13 protein-coding genes are annotated in these 13,592 nt (G+C 72.6%); 2 read left to right on the top strand and 11 right to left on the bottom strand.

What is annotated here, in order from left to right; translation table 11 throughout:
• Positions 1-130: 130 nt before the first annotated feature.
• From MUE36_14265 to MUE36_14250, 4 genes are read right to left on the bottom strand one after another with little or no spacing between them, the layout of a single operon-like run.
• A complete protein-coding gene (locus MUE36_14265; protein MCU0312095.1) occupies positions 131-916 on the bottom strand; it encodes a menaquinol-cytochrome c reductase cytochrome b subunit in 786 nt (261 codons plus the stop codon).
• A 16-nt stretch (positions 917-932) separates the two neighbouring features.
• A complete protein-coding gene (locus MUE36_14260) occupies positions 933-1,721 on the bottom strand; it encodes a cytochrome b N-terminal domain-containing protein (protein ID MCU0312094.1) in 789 nt (262 codons plus the stop codon).
• Between the two features lie 60 nt (positions 1,722-1,781).
• Positions 1,782-2,198: a 4Fe-4S binding protein gene (locus tag MUE36_14255; GenBank protein MCU0312093.1), complete on the bottom strand. Its 417-nt coding sequence runs from the start codon at positions 2,196-2,198 to the stop codon at positions 1,782-1,784.
• Between the two features lie 3 nt (positions 2,199-2,201).
• Positions 2,202-2,654: a hypothetical protein gene (locus tag MUE36_14250; protein ID MCU0312092.1), complete on the bottom strand. Its 453-nt coding sequence runs from the start codon at positions 2,652-2,654 to the stop codon at positions 2,202-2,204.
• A 244-nt stretch (positions 2,655-2,898) separates the two neighbouring features.
• Between MUE36_14250 and MUE36_14245 the strand changes: the two genes are divergently transcribed.
• On the top strand, positions 2,899-3,756 hold the full coding sequence (locus MUE36_14245; GenBank protein MCU0312091.1) for a cytochrome c: 858 nt from the start codon (positions 2,899-2,901) through the stop codon (positions 3,754-3,756).
• A gap of 28 nt (positions 3,757-3,784) precedes the next feature.
• Here MUE36_14245 and MUE36_14240 read toward each other — a convergent pair whose 3' ends face one another.
• The 5 genes from MUE36_14240 to cobA form a co-directional block, all read right to left on the bottom strand.
• Complete coding sequence (locus tag MUE36_14240; GenBank protein ID MCU0312090.1) at positions 3,785-5,656, bottom strand: MBL fold metallo-hydrolase; 1,872 nt, start codon at positions 5,654-5,656, stop codon at positions 3,785-3,787.
• A 131-nt stretch (positions 5,657-5,787) separates the two neighbouring features.
• Positions 5,788-7,194 carry a glucose-6-phosphate dehydrogenase gene (zwf, locus tag MUE36_14235; GenBank protein MCU0312089.1) on the bottom strand — a complete coding sequence of 469 codons (1,407 nt, stop codon included), beginning with the start codon at positions 7,192-7,194 and terminating at the stop codon, positions 5,788-5,790.
• Between the two features lie 2 nt (positions 7,195-7,196).
• Positions 7,197-8,483, bottom strand: coding sequence for a glutamate-1-semialdehyde 2,1-aminomutase (locus MUE36_14230; GenBank protein MCU0312088.1), 1,287 nt, complete (start codon positions 8,481-8,483; stop codon positions 7,197-7,199).
• Positions 8,480-9,466: a porphobilinogen synthase gene (gene hemB / locus MUE36_14225; protein MCU0312087.1), complete on the bottom strand. Its 987-nt coding sequence runs from the start codon at positions 9,464-9,466 to the stop codon at positions 8,480-8,482. Before hemB ends, MUE36_14230 begins: the two co-directional genes overlap by 4 nt.
• Positions 9,467-9,475: 9 nt before the next feature.
• On the bottom strand, positions 9,476-11,005 hold the full coding sequence (gene cobA / locus MUE36_14220) for a uroporphyrinogen-III C-methyltransferase (protein MCU0312086.1): 1,530 nt from the start codon (positions 11,003-11,005) through the stop codon (positions 9,476-9,478).
• 163 nt (positions 11,006-11,168) lie between these two features.
• Here cobA and MUE36_14215 point away from each other — a divergent pair, with 163 nt between their 5' ends.
• On the top strand, positions 11,169-11,471 hold the full coding sequence (locus MUE36_14215) for a WhiB family transcriptional regulator (protein MCU0312085.1): 303 nt from the start codon (positions 11,169-11,171) through the stop codon (positions 11,469-11,471).
• Positions 11,472-11,528: 57 nt separating this feature from the next.
• Here the strand turns inward: MUE36_14215 and MUE36_14210 are convergent, their stop codons facing one another.
• Positions 11,529-12,923, bottom strand: a complete 1,395-nt coding sequence (locus tag MUE36_14210) for a DNA photolyase family protein (GenBank protein MCU0312084.1) — start codon at positions 12,921-12,923, stop codon at positions 11,529-11,531.
• A 56-nt stretch (positions 12,924-12,979) separates the two neighbouring features.
• Positions 12,980-13,585 (bottom strand): hypothetical protein, encoded by a 606-nt coding sequence (locus tag MUE36_14205; GenBank protein MCU0312083.1) that lies wholly within the window; start codon positions 13,583-13,585, stop codon positions 12,980-12,982.
• Positions 13,586-13,592 lie beyond the last annotated feature (7 nt).

The raw sequence follows: 13,592 nt of genomic DNA, 5'->3' as shown, positions 1-13,592 counted from the left end.
CGACAACTGCCCGATCGCCTCACCGGTGTCACGACGCCGCAACGCCGCGAACACCACCAACCCCGCCAACACCACGACCACGGGAACGACGATCACCAGAGGATTCATGACTGCTCCTGCGTCAGCACCATCAGAGCTCGAAGAACATCCCGCCCGTCCACGGGGCCACGAAGTTGAATCCGGGGCCTCGGAAGAACGAGCCGATGATCACGAGCACCGCCCAGAACATGAGTTGCACCGTGAAGATTGACACGGCGAACTTGCGGTCCTCGGGCTTGTTGGACGGGTTCTTGTCGATGTAGGGGGCGAGGATCAACAGGAAGATGCCCATGCCCGGGATGGTGACGCCCGCCACCATCGGGTGGAACATCGTGAGCAGCTCCTGCAGGCCGAGGAAGTACCAGGGGGCCTTCGACGGGTTCGGGGTCTCGTTGAGGTTGGCGAGGGCCAGCAGCGGGGCGTTCACGAAGATCGAGAAGATCAACGTGAAGGCCAGCACGGCCAGGGCGGCCACGAACTCGACGGCGAGCAGGTGGGGCCACGTGTGGACCTTGTCGACCGGCGTCGACTTCACGTCCTGGATCGATCCGGCCTTCACCACCGTGAGGAGGCGCTGGGTGTGACCGCCGGGGCCGGTGGCCATCGGCGGCGGCGCCGCTTCGGCGACGGCCGTGGCCACGCCACCACCCGCGGCGGGGGCCGCTGCGACCTCGGCGCCGGCCTTCTTCGACTTGGCCGACTTGGAACGCTCGAGGAGGTGGGCGGGGATCTTGCTGGCCTCGCCGCTCGGCGCGGCGGCCTCGGCAGGAGCCTCGGCGGTCGCGCCGGCGTCGTCGGCGGGCGCCGCGGCCTGCTCGGCAGCCTTGGCGCGGGCGGCCTCGGCCCGCTTGCGGAGGTGTTCGGGGATCTCGGTCATGTCCGGTCCTTTCCGATCACAACGGCCCGGAGATGCCGCCGTCCTTGCGCACCCTCCAGAAGTGGATGGCAAGGAAGATCACGGTCACGAAGGGCACGAAGAGCACGTGGAGGACGTACCACCTCAACAGCGTGTCGGTGCCGATCTCGCGTCCCCCGAGGAGGACGAAGCGCACTTGGTCGCCGAAGACGGGGGTGTAGCCCATCATGTTCGTCCCCACGGTCACCGCCCACAGGGCCAGCTGGTCCCACGGCAGCAGATAGCCGGTGAACGACAGCAGCAGGGTGAGGGTGAGCAGGATGACGCCGATGACCCAGTTGAACTCCCGGGGCGGCTTGTAGGCCCCGTGGTAGAAGACCCGGGCCATGTGCAGGAAGACGGACAGCACCATGAGGTGGGCCGCCCATCGGTGCATGTTGCGCACCAGCAGGCCGAAGGTCACCGAGGTCTGCAGGGCGTAGATGTCGTTCCACGCCTGCGCGGCGGTGGGCCGGTAGAAGAACATAAGGAAGATGCCCGTCACCGTGAGCAGGATGAAGAGGAAGAAGCTGAGCCCGCCGAGGCAGAGCGTGTAGCTGACCTTCACCGCGTGGCGCTTCACCTTCACCGGGTGCAGGTGGTACAGCACGCTGTTCATGATCACGTAGGAACGGTTCCGGGGGCTGTCGGTGTAGCCCTTGCGGAAGACCGAACCGGGCCGGAAGATCGAGTTCCAGGCCTGCGAGCCCTGCGTCTTGTCGACGATGTCGCTGAGTCGTTGCCCTGGCGTCTTCTTGTCGCCGGGGCTCTCCATGGTCTTGGCCAAGGGTCTTGCTCCGTTGCTCTCGTGACCGAAGGGGTGGCGGGTGGGGTGGGGAGAGGGCCGTCAGCCGAGGCGCATGCCGTAGCCGTAGCCGTAGGTGGTGGTGCGCTGGTGGGGATCGCCGTCGGCGGGGGCGTCGCCGACCTTGCCGAGGATGATCACCCCGGTCGGACAGCGATCGACGCAGAGGGCGCAGCGGGTGCAGACGTCGTCGTCGATGAGGAAGACGGAGTGGTCGCCGGGGTCCTCACCGGGGAGCTCGGTCCCCTCGGCCTCGTCGATGGCGGTGGTGGTGACGAGGTGGATGCACTTCCAAGGACAGATGTCGACGCAGCCCTCGCAGGTGATGCACTCCGACTGGTCGATGTGGATGAACTGCTTGGGCTTCACCGCCTTCGAGAGCCACGCCGCGTCGACCTCCTGGAGGACGTAGTCGTCGCGGAACTCCGGCATCGGCGGGTTGGCGTCGGTGCGGGCCACGGGTCAGGCCTTCCTCACCAGCGGTCGACCGAAGTCGGACTCGACCACGGCCGGCACCGCGGACTCGGCGGCCTTCTTGCCCCGGTTCTGCCAGACCGCCCAGAGCCAGATGTTGATGCCGAGGAACACGACATAGATGCCCACCGCGACGAGGTCGCGGAGCACGAGGTAGTTCAGGGTGATCGGGTTCCAACCGCCGAGGCTCTGCGGCTCGAGGATGGAGCCGGGTCCGAGCAGCAGCTTGTCGGGGCGCCACCCGAGCTCGTTGTCGGCCCAGGTGAGCCAGAGGTGGGGCACCACGCCGTAGACCCAGAACCACAGGAAGAACACGTAGGTCGCCGCCACCATGGCCTCGCCCCAGGTGAGCATCGTGCCCACGGGGCGCCGCTTGCGGTAGGGGAAGATCACCGCCACCAGCACCACGCTGAGGAGCAACGACAAGACGAACGCGACCACCCGGCTCGGACCTCCTTCGTGAACTCGATCACAAACGACGTGGACACCGACCGAGCAGCCCACGGCGCTCGATCACGAAGATTGTCTACCACCCGTCCCGCCGCCGGAGCACATCCGGGGGACCCCTGATCCGGCGGAGGACGTCGCTCCCCGTACTTGGTGCCCGCACGCGCCGATCGTTTAGGGTGACCGACGCACGGTCGCACGACCGGACGCCTGACTCACCGCCGCCCTCGGAGGAGCTGTGACCGAAGTTCCCGAGCACCTGCTCAAGCGCTCCCAAGACCGCCGTGCCGCCCTCGGGCTCGGGGGCGGGGGGGCCGGTGGTGACGGAGGGCCGCCGGCGGCGGCCGCAGCTGCTGCCTCGGACGAGCCGACGCCCGGGAGCGCGGTGACCCCTGCGGCGGGGGCGACCGCCGCGGCCCGTCCGGCCGCCTCCGTGCCGGCCGAGGTCGAAGCCCCGCCGCCTCCCCCTCCGCCCTACGTCCAGGCCGCGCTGACCCGCAAGAAGATCCCCATCTGGGCCATGCCGATGCTGGCGTTCCTGCCCGTCTGGGCGATCATCTACGTGGGCGGGCTCTCCCCCGCCGACACCGGCGAACCCACCCAGCTCGAGCTGGGCGCCGAGATCTACGCGGCCCGCTGCGCGAGCTGTCACGGCGCGGGCGGGGGCGGCGGCGTGGGCCGGGCGTTCACCGACGGCGAGGTCGTCAAGACCTTCCCCGACATCATCGGCCAGCTCGACTTCGTCTGGCTCGGGAGCACCGGGCTCGGCCCGGGCGGCACGCCCTACGGCGACCCTGCACGCGAAGGCGGCCCGCACCTCACCCTCAGCTACAACGGCAACCCGATGCCCGCCTTCAAGGACGTGCTCACCCAGGAGGAGCTCCTCGCGGTGGTCCGCTACGAGCACGAGGTGCTCAGCGGGCAGCCCGCCGACCCGGCCGACCTCGACGCCGACGGCAACCTCCTCCGGGAGGGGGAGCCGCTCCTCGACGCGGAAGGCAACCTCGTGACCCCCGAGGGCGAGCTCCTCATCGGCCCGGACGGCGCGCTGACGATCGCACCGAACTACAGCGCCGGCGGGACGCCCGCCCCCTGAACCAGCGTCGGCGCCCTTGACCGCGGTGTCAGGGCGTGACGATCGGGAAGGTCGGATCACCTCGGTCGACGAGGGCGCGAAGGCGGTCGAACACGTCGATCGGGCCGTCGACGGAGGCATCGCCGGACGAGACCAGGTCGGCCAGCGAGACGAGCCCGAGCAGCAGCGCCCCGAAGCGGTCAGCGGGCACGGCGACGGTGGCGTCGACCTCGTCGTCGTGGCGCCCGACCACATGGGTGAGCACCCCGTTCTGCAGCCGCAGCAGGTAGCGCTGGCCGGTGTCGCTCGTGGTGAGGTTGACCCGTAACCGGACGTCCCACGCCCGGGGGCCGTCGATGCGGACAGCCAGGACGTCGATCATCTGGCTGATGGTGAGCTGGCTCAACATGTCGAGCGGAAGGGTCGCCGACGACGGGACCGGCCCCTCCCGCAGCTCCTTCGCGCCCACCAGGAACACGTTGCGCCAGGTGGCGTTCTCGGCGCCGTAGGCGAGCTGCTCGAACGTCGCGGCCAGCAGCTCGCGCGCCTCGACTGGGCCCGGGTCGGCGAACACGGCGTGGTCGAGCAGCTGAGCCGCCCACCGGAGGTCGCCCTCGGCGATCGCGGCGCGGGCCCTCGCGACCACCGCGGCGTAGCCGCCCATCGCCTCGACGTAACGCCGGGCGGCCGCTTCCGGCGGATGGGGCCAGAGGCGGGCGGGATTGCCGTCGTACCAGCCCATGTAGCGCTGGTACACGGCCTTCGAGTTGTGGCTCACCGAGCCGTAGTACCCCCGGGTGTGCCAGCGCTCGGCGAGGCTCGGGGGCAGCTCGAGGACCTCGGCGATCTCGGGTCCGGTGAGCCCTCGGTTGAGGAGGCGCACGCTCTGGTCGTGGAGGTACCCGTACAGGTCGCGCTGCTCGCCCAGGAACTCGAGCACGCGGTCCGACCCCCACGTCGGCCAGTGGTGGGAGGCGAAGAGCATGTCGGTGTCGGCACCGAACAGCTCGACGGACTCGTCGAGGAAGTGGGCCCACGCCCGGGGGTCGCGGACCAGGGCGCCACGCAGGGTCACGATGTTGTGGAGGTTGTGGGTGGCGTTCTCGGCCATGCACAACAGGCGCTGTTCCGGGAAGTGGAAGTTCATCTCCGCCGGCGCCTCCGTCCCCGGCGTCAGCTGGAACACGATGCGCACGCCGTCGAGCACGACCTCCTGACCGGTGTCGGTGATGTCGACGTTCGGCACGACGAGGGAGATCGTGCCGGTCGAGTTGTAGGGCCCGAGGCCGCTCGTCATCTGCCCGAGCGGACCCTTCTCCAGGTCGGCGCCGTACATGTACGCGGCCCGCCGGGCCATGGCGGGGCCGGCAGTCAGGTTCTCGCTGACGGCGTGGGCGGTGAAGCCCTCGGGCGCCAGGATCGGGATGGCACCGGGCTCACCGCCGGGCAGCACGCCCCGCGCCCCGCCGAAGTGGTCGACGTGGCTGTGGGTGTAGACGAGCGCGGTGACCGGCCGGTCGCCACGCACCGACCGGTACAGCGCGAGGGCCGACGCCGCCGTCTCGGTGGAGATGAGGGGGTCGATCACGATCACGCCCTCGTCGCCCTCGACGATCGTCATGTTCGACAGGTCGAGGCCGCGCACCTGGAAGAAGCCGGGCGCGATCTCGAAGAGGCCGTGCAGCAGGTCGAGCTGTGCCTGGCGCCAGAGGCTGGGGTTGACCGACGGCGGGGCCTCCCCCGTCACGTCGCCGTACGCGGTGAGGTCCCACACGATCCGCCCGCCCGTCCCCCGCACCACCGGCTCGTCGAGCGCCGCGACGAACCCCCGCCGGGCGTCGTCGAAGTCCCGGCGGTCGTGGAACGGCAGCGTGGCGCGCAGCGCCTCGTTCGCCCGTCGTACGTGCGCTCCCGCGGTCATGGCCGTCCTCCCCGGTCGTCGGCGTCGTCGCGCTCCCGAAGGTAGGTCCTCCCCCGAGTGGCGAGGGGAAGCGCCAGCGACCGAGCCACACCGCGTCCCGAAGAGGCGTCAGCCAAGGAAGGCGCCGAACATCACAGCGGTTCGTGCCAGCCGCCGTACGCCGCGGCGACCGCCTCGGCCTCCGGGGGGCCCCACGTCCCGGGGTGGTACAGCCGCGTCGGCGGCGGCTCGTCGAGCACCCGCTGAACGATCCGCCACTGCTCGTCGACGCTGTCGTGGCGGCCGAAGCGCCGGGCGTCGCCCGCCATGGCGTCCTCCAGGAGGCGCTCGTAGGGCTGGGCGGTCGCGCCGACCAGCTCGTCATGGGTGACCTGGAGGTCGACGGGCCGGCTCACCAGCCGGTCGCCGGGGACCTTGGTGTGGAGCTGCATCATGATCCCCGCCTCGGCGCCGAGCCGGAAGCGCAGGTGGTTGGGGTGGGGTGCCGGGGCGCCCTCCGGGGCGAAGAGCATGCGGGGCGGCGTGGTGAACTCGACGATGGCCTCGGTGGCGCTCATCGGCAGGTTCTTGCCGGCCCGGATGAGCCACGGCACGCCCGACCAGCGCCACGACTCGATCTCGAAGCGCAGGGCCACGAACGTCTCGGTGTCCGAGCCCGGGGCCACCCCGGGCTCGTCGACGTAGGACCGGTACTGGCCCCGCACCACCTGGGCCGGGTCGAACGACGGGATCTGGCGGAAGACCTTGGCCTTCTCGTCGCGCAGCGCGTCGGCGTCGGCCGCCACAGGCGGCTCCATGGCCAGGAGGGCGACGATCTCGAGGAGGTGGTTCTGCACGACGTCGCGCACCACCCCCGCGGTGTCGTAGAACTTCGCCCGTCCCGAGGTCCCGAAATCCTCGGCCATCGTGATCTGCACGCTCGAGATGAAGTTGCGGTTCCACACGGGCTCGAGCAGCGAGTTGGCGAACCGGAACACCAGGAGGTTCTCGATGGCGTCCTTGCCGAGGAAGTGGTCGATGCGGAACACCGAGGTCTCGGGGAACGCCCGCCCGAGGACGGCGTTGAGCTCCTGTGAGGAGTCCCGGTCGCGCCCGAAGGGCTTCTCGACCACCACCTTGGCCCCCTCGGTGAGGCCGGCGGCGAGGAGGCCCTCGACCACGTCGTCGAAGAGGGCCGGTGGGATGGCCAGGAAGAAGAGCGGGTGCTCGGCGCCGGAGAGGCGCTCCCGGAGCCGGTCGTAGGTGGCGGCCTCGCGGTAGTCGCCGCTGACGTAGCAGAGCCGGTCCGAGAAGGCGGCCCAGGTGGCCGGGTCGAGCGGTCCGTGCTCGGCGAGCGACTCGCGGGCCCGCGTGCGCAGGTCGTCGTCGGACCACGGTGAGGTGGCCACCCCGACCACGGGCATGTCGAGCAGACCACGCTCGGCCAACGACCCGAGGGCCGGGAAGATCTTCTTGCGGGCGAGGTCACCGGTGGCGCCGAAGAGGACCAGCGCGTCGGTGTCGTGCACGGCGGGCACCGGCGCGTCCGTCGGGGGCATCGTCAGGGGGTCACGGATCCGGCGACCGCCTGGGCCGCCTCGCGGGCCGCTCCGGCGATGGCGTCGAGCACCTCGTCGTCGTGGGCCAGGCCGGGGAACATGATCTCGTAGGCACCGGGGGCCATCGCCACCCCTCGATCGAGCATCGCGTGGAAGAACGCGGCGTAGGCCGCCTCGTCGGTGGTGCACGCCGTCGTGTAGTCGGTGGCCGGCTCGGCTGCGAAGCGGAGGCCGAGCAGCGGCCCGAACCGGGGCACGACCGCGGGGATCCCCGCGGCCCCCAGCGCGGACGAGAACGCCCCGGCCAGGCAGTCGGCGCGTGACTCGACGAGCGCGTAGGCGTCGTCGTCGAGGAGGTCGAGGACGGCGAGCCCGGCGGCGGTGGCCAACGGGTTCCCGGACAGGGTCCCGGCCTGGTAGACGGGCCCGAGGGGGGCGAGGACGTCCATCACCTCGGCCCGGCCGCCGAAGGCCCCGACGGGCAGGCCGCCGCCGATGATCTTGCCGAAGGCGGTGAGGTCCGGGCGCACGCCCAGGCGGGCCTGGGCACCGCCACGCGCCACGCGGAACCCGGTGATGACCTCGTCGAAGACGAGCAGTGCACCGACGCGATCGCACTCGGCGCGGAGCCCCTCGAGGAACCCGGGGACCGGGGGCACGAGGCCCATGTTGGCGGCCACCGGCTCGACGATGACCGCCGCGAACGACTCGTCGAGCGTGGGCACGACGTTGTACGGGGCCACGACGGTGTCGGCCACCGCGCTGGGGGTGACCCCGGCCGACGCAGGGAGCCCGAGGGAGGCCATCGCCGTCCCGCCGGACACGAGCAGTCCGTCGCTGTGGCCGTGGTAGTTGCCGGCGAACTTGAGCAGCTTGGGACGACCGGTGAAGCCCCTGGCCACCCGGATGGCGCTCATGGTGGCCTCGGTGCCGCTGTTGACCATCCGTACCTTCTGGCAGGACGGGACCCGTTCGGCGATGGCTTCGGCCAGCTCGACCTCCCGTGGCGTGGGGGCGCCGAACGAGGTGCCGTCGGCGGCGGCGGCGGCGACGGCCTCCACGACCTTCGGGTGGGCGTGGCCGGCGATGACGGCGCCGTAGCTCTGGACGAGGTCGAGGAACGTGCGCCCCTCGACGTCGGTGACCCGTGCCCCCCGGCCGCGGGCGACGAAGTAGGGAGTCCCGCCCACGCTGCGGAAGGCCCGCACCGGGGAGTTCACGCCGCCGGGGATCACCCGCAGGCCGCGCTCGAAGAGCTCCTCGTTCGTGCGGGCGGACCCGGTGCTCATCGCCGAGCCAGGGTCTCGGCGGCCGCGCCGGCGGCGTAGGTGAGGATGACGTCGGCCCCGGCCCGCTTGATGGACGTGAGGTGCTCGAGCATCACCGCCGGACCGTCGATCCACCCGCGCTCGGCGGCGGCATGGACCATCGCGTACTCCCCCGACACGTGGTAGGCGGCCAGCGGCACGTCGAGCTCGGCGCGAGCTCGGGCGATGACGTCGAGGTAGGCGAGTGCGGGCTTGACCATCACCATGTCGGCACCCTCGGCGACGTCGAGACGGATCTCCTCGAGCGACTCGCGCACGTTGCGAGGGTCCTGTTGGTAGCCGCGCCGGTCCCCGCCGTCGGCGATCGTCACGTCGACGGCGTCCCGGAAGGGCCCGTAGAGGGCGGTGGCGTACTTCGCGGCGTAGGCGAGGACGGCCACGCCGGTGAAGTCGTCGTCGTCGAGCGCTTCGCGGATCGCCAGGACCTGGCCGTCCATCATCCCCGAGGGGGCGCACACGTCGGCCCCGGCCTCGGCCTGGGCCACCGCCACGCGGGCGTACAGGTCGAGGGTGGCGTCGTTGTCGACGGCCCCGTCGGAGCCGACCACGCCGCAGTGGCCGTGGTCGGTGTACTCGTCGAGGCACAGGTCGGCCATGAGCACGACCTCGTCGCCCAGGTCGGCGCGCAGGTCGCGCAGCGACACCTGGACGACGCCGTCGGGGTCCCAGGCGCCCGAGCCCTCGGCGTCCTTGGTGCGAGGGACGCCGAAGAGCATCACCGCCGGCACGCCGAGCCCGACGAGTCGCTGGACCTCGGCCCGCACCGAGTCGCGTGTGTGCTGGACCACCCCGGGGAGCGACCCGACGGGCGCGGGCTCGTCGATGCCCTCGCGCACGAAGAGGGGGGCCACGAGGTCGTCGACGGTCAGCACGGTCTCGGCGACGAGCCGGCGCAGCGCCGCCGTGCGGCGGAGGCGGCGCATCCGGCGTTGGGGGAAGCTCACCGGGTCAGCCTAGGCACGGCGCCTCGGGCCGCCTCCCCTGGGTCGCCGGGGGCGGGGGCGCCGCCGGGCCGGGGCCGGCGAGGGATCGGCGAGGTGCCCGACGAGGGCGTCGACGAGCCCGTCGATGGTGTGCACGTCGGCCACCACGTCGACGCGCAACCCGTGGCGGCGGGCCGTGTCGGCGGTCACGGGCCCGATGCAGGCCACGGTCGGGGGCACGGCGTCGGCGCCGAAGGCGTCGAGGAAGCGCTCGACGGTGGACGCCGAGGTGAAGGTGACGACGTCGGAGCCGGCGACGGCGTCGCGGGCGTCGGGCGGCACCTCGGCGGGGACCGTCCGGTAGGCGTCGACGACCTCGACGTCCCACCCCAGCGATCGCAGCCCGTCCGGGAGGACCTCGCGGGCGACCTCGGCACGGGCCAGCAGCACCCGGCCGCCGTCGGCGGCCGGCAGGGGGAAGGCCTCGAGCAGCGACTCGGCCACGAAGCGCTCGGGGACGAGGTCGGGCACGAGGTTGCGCCCGGCCAGCGCGTCGGCGGTGCCCGGGCCGATGGCGGCCAGCTTCACACCGGCGAGGTCGCGTCCGTCGCGGAGCACGTCGCAGAAGCGGTTGGCCCCGTTCGACGAGGTGAGGACCACCCAGTCGTGCTCGTGGACGCGGGCCACGGCGTCGCGCAGCCCGGCGCCGCCGTCAGCGGGGTCGACGATCTCGATCGTCGCCACCTCGATCGCCTGGGCCCCGAGGTCCCGCAACCGCGCCGCGAGCGTCGACGCCTGATGGCGCGGCCGGGTCACCACGACGGAGTGGCCGAACAGGGGACGCGACTCGAACCAGGGGAGCTCGCTGGCGGCGACGGCCCCGATGACGATCGTGCTGGGGGCGGCGAGGTCCTCGTCGGCGATGGCGCCGAGCGTGGAGCGGACGGTGTGCTGCTCGGGTCGGGTGCCCCATCGCACGGCGGCCGCCGGGGTGTCGGGCGAGAGGCCCCCGTCAATGAGCCGACGAACTATCTTCGGGAGGCGGCCGACGCCCATGAGGATGACGATGGTCCCGCCGACGCGGGCGATGGCCTCCCAGTCGAGCTCGCCCCCCTTGTCGGGGTCCTCGTGGCCGGTCACGACCGTGAACGACGTCGATGAGTGGCGCAGCGTGACGGGGATGCCCGCGTAGGCGGGCACTGCGATCGCGGAGGTGACGCCCGGGACGACCTCGTAGCGCACGCCGGCGCGCTGGAGGGCGAGCGCCTCCTCGCCACCGCGCGCGAACACGAAAGGGTCGCCGCCCTTGAGGCGCACGACCTCCTGGCCGGCCCGGCCCCGCTCGACGAGGAGGGCGTCGATCTCGGACTGCGGCATGACCGCCCGTCCGGCCGACTTGGCCACGCTGATGCGTTCGGCGTGCGGCGGGGCCAGGTCGAGCAGCGCCGAGACCGAGAGGCGGTCGTACACCACGACGTCGGCGCGACCGAGCACCTCCGCGCCGCGCACGGTGAGCAGGCCAGGGTCCCCGGGGCCGGCCCCGACCAGGTAGACGGTCACGCGCCGAGGTTAGCGATCGGGCCACGACCGACCCGTGGGGCAACTGTCACGCGACCGTCGGACGACGGGAGGAGGTGATCGGATCATTTAGCGCTAAATTCGACGCACAGCCCCACCACCCCCATCGGGCGCCCGGTGCGCCCCACCCGAGACCGGAGGCGTCATGGAGACGTTGGCCATCCTTGCCGAGCGAGCGGAGTGGATGGACGAGGCGGCGTGCAAGGGGCGGACCACCCTCTTCTTCGGCGTCGCGGGCGAGCGGCCCGAACGCCGCGTGCGCCGCGAGGCCACCGCCCGGCGCCTGTGCGCGACGTGCCCGGTGATGGCCCCGTGCCGGGAGATGGCCCGCCGGAACCGGGAGAACGGGTTCTGGGGCGGGGAGAACGAAGAGGAGCGGGCCGCCGCCGGCCACGCCCCCCGGTCGATCAGCCGCCGGGCCGTGCAGGAGGCCGCCAAGGCCAGCTGACGACGGGGCGATCCGGTGCCCGGCGACCCGGCACCGGGTGGCTCGGGACCGGGCGGCTCAGGCCCGGACCGCCTCGTAGGCGGCCAGCGCCCGCTCGCGACTGGCCCGCAGGTCGACGATCGGGTGGGGGTACGTCGAGCCGAGCTCGACGCCCGCGGCGGCCAGCTCCAGGGGTCCCGCCTCCCAGGGCGCATGGACGACCCCGGCCGGCAACCCGGCCAGCTCCGGCACCCACCGGCGGACGTAGCCGCCGTCGGGGTCGAACTTGCGACCCTGGAGCACCGGGTTGAACACCCGGTGGAAGGGCGACGCATCGGGGCCCGTGCCGGCGACCCACTGCCAGTTCCCGACGTTCTGGGCCACGTCGCCGTCGACGAGGTGGTGGCGGAACCACCGTTCGCCGAGTCGCCAGTCGATCAGCAGGTTCTTGGTGAGGAACGACCCCACGATCATCCGCACCCGGTTGTGCACCCAGCCCGACCCCCGGAGCTGGCGCATGCCGGCGTCGACCATGGGCACCCCGGTGCGCCCCTCCTGCCACGCCGCCAGCCCCTCGGGGTCGTGGCGCCAGGCCAGCCGGGCGAAGGCGGTCTTGAGCGGCTCGTCGACCATCTCCGGCCGCTCGGACAGCGTGTGGGCGTACCAGTCCCGCCAGGCCAGCTGGCGCACGAGGGCGGCCCGCCCGGGCGTCGCGGTGCCCACGACGTCGATGACGGTGCGGGGCGAGAGCGTGCCGAAGCGCAGGTCGGGCGAGAGCTGGGAGCTGCCCACCCGGTCGGGGCGGTCGCGGAGGTCCCGGTAGTCGTCGACCCGTTCGAGGAACCACTCGAGTCGGGCCAGGGCCCCGTGCTCGCCCGGCGTCCTCGCCGCGCCCTCCTCTCCCCCGACGAGCGGGTAGGCGCCGCCAGGGTCGGGGCGGGCCTCGTCCGGGACGTCGACCACCTCCGCCGCGCCCGATGCCGGCCAGGGCGACCGGGCGGTGGCCTCCCAGACCCGGTGGAAGGGGGTGAAGACCTGGGACAACGAGCCGGCCCGGGTGCGCACGGATCCGGGTTCGTGGACGAGCGTGCCCCACCACCAGTCGCCGTCCACACCGGCGCTGCGCAGCGCCGCGGTCGCGCCGGCGTCGCGGCGAGCCGCGAACGGGGTGGTGTCGGCGTTGGCGTGCACGGTGACGGCGCCGAGTTCGGCCGCAGTGCGGGGGACCACCTCGGCGGGGTCACCGGTCGTGAACCGGAGCGAGCCACCCAGCTCGCGGAGCCGGTCGTCGAGGGCGAGCAGGTCGTGCAGGAAACGACGGCGGCGCAGCGTCCCGGCCCGGTCGAGCAGCCGGGGGTCGAGCACGTGCAGCGCGACCACCCGGGCGTGGGTCGCGGTGGCCGCCGCCCAGGCGGGGTTGTCGTCGAGGCGCAGGTCGCGCCGGAACCACACCAGTCCGAGGTCGTCACCCATGGCCCCCGAATCTACGGACCCGCCCCTCGATCGCCCGCCTCGGGCGATCGTCGCGCTCAGCCGGGTGGGGAAGGCGGCCGGCGACCGCGGATCGCCCTCACCCCGAGGACGGCCGCTCCGGCCAGCGCGCCCCCCACGGCCATCGCCACGATGGCCCCGACACCGTCGCTGCCTCCCACGGGCGAGGACCCCTCGACCGGCGCCGACGGTGGGCCGAACGACGCGGGGACGGCCCCGTCGGCGACGGCCCGACTGCCCCCGCACTGGTTGGCCGACAGCTCGCCGGCCTCGACCTCGGGCTCGAACTCGGACGCGGCGGTGCGCCCGAAGACCAGGAACGGGCCCTCGCCGCGCAGCTCGAGCCCGCAGCTGGCGCCGTCGCGGGCGGTGACGACGCTCTGGCGGGCGAAGACCTCGCCCTTGTAGACGCCGTCGACCTCGAAGATCAGCCGGGTCGGATCGTCCGAGGCGCCGTCGACTCCGGCGAGGGCCCCGCCGGGGAGCGTCTCGACCCAGTCGCCGACGAACACCGCGTCAGCGACGTCGAAGGCCTGCTCCGCGGTCAGCGGGGCGCACGAGCAGGCGGCGGCCGGCGAGGCGTCGAGCGCCACGAGCGCGGACGAGGCCACGAGGAGCGACACGACCAGCCCGAGGCGACGCACGCACGGA

This window comes from Acidimicrobiales bacterium (assembly GCA_025455885.1).
Classification (GTDB): Bacteria; Actinomycetota; Acidimicrobiia; order Acidimicrobiales; family Acidimicrobilacustridaceae; genus Rhabdothermincola_A.
Note: the sequence above shows the minus strand (reverse complement) of the source record. Positions and strands in the feature narration are given on the sequence as shown.

Excerpts from the sequence above, each read along its gene's own strand:
- MUE36_14265 (MCU0312095.1), bottom strand. The coding sequence starts at position 916 with ATGACCGAGATCCCCGAACACCTCCGCAAGCGGGCCGAGGCCGCCCGC.
- MUE36_14240 (MCU0312090.1), bottom strand. The coding sequence starts at position 5,656 with ATGACCGCGGGAGCGCACGTACGACGGGCGAACGAGGCGCTGCGCGCC.
- zwf (MCU0312089.1), bottom strand. The coding sequence starts at position 7,194 with ATGCCCCCGACGGACGCGCCGGTGCCCGCCGTGCACGACACCGACGCG.
- MUE36_14230 (MCU0312088.1), bottom strand. The coding sequence starts at position 8,483 with ATGAGCACCGGGTCCGCCCGCACGAACGAGGAGCTCTTCGAGCGCGGC.
- MUE36_14215 (MCU0312085.1), top strand. The coding sequence starts at position 11,169 with ATGGAGACGTTGGCCATCCTTGCCGAGCGAGCGGAGTGGATGGACGAG.
- MUE36_14210 (MCU0312084.1), bottom strand. The coding sequence starts at position 12,923 with ATGGGTGACGACCTCGGACTGGTGTGGTTCCGGCGCGACCTGCGCCTC.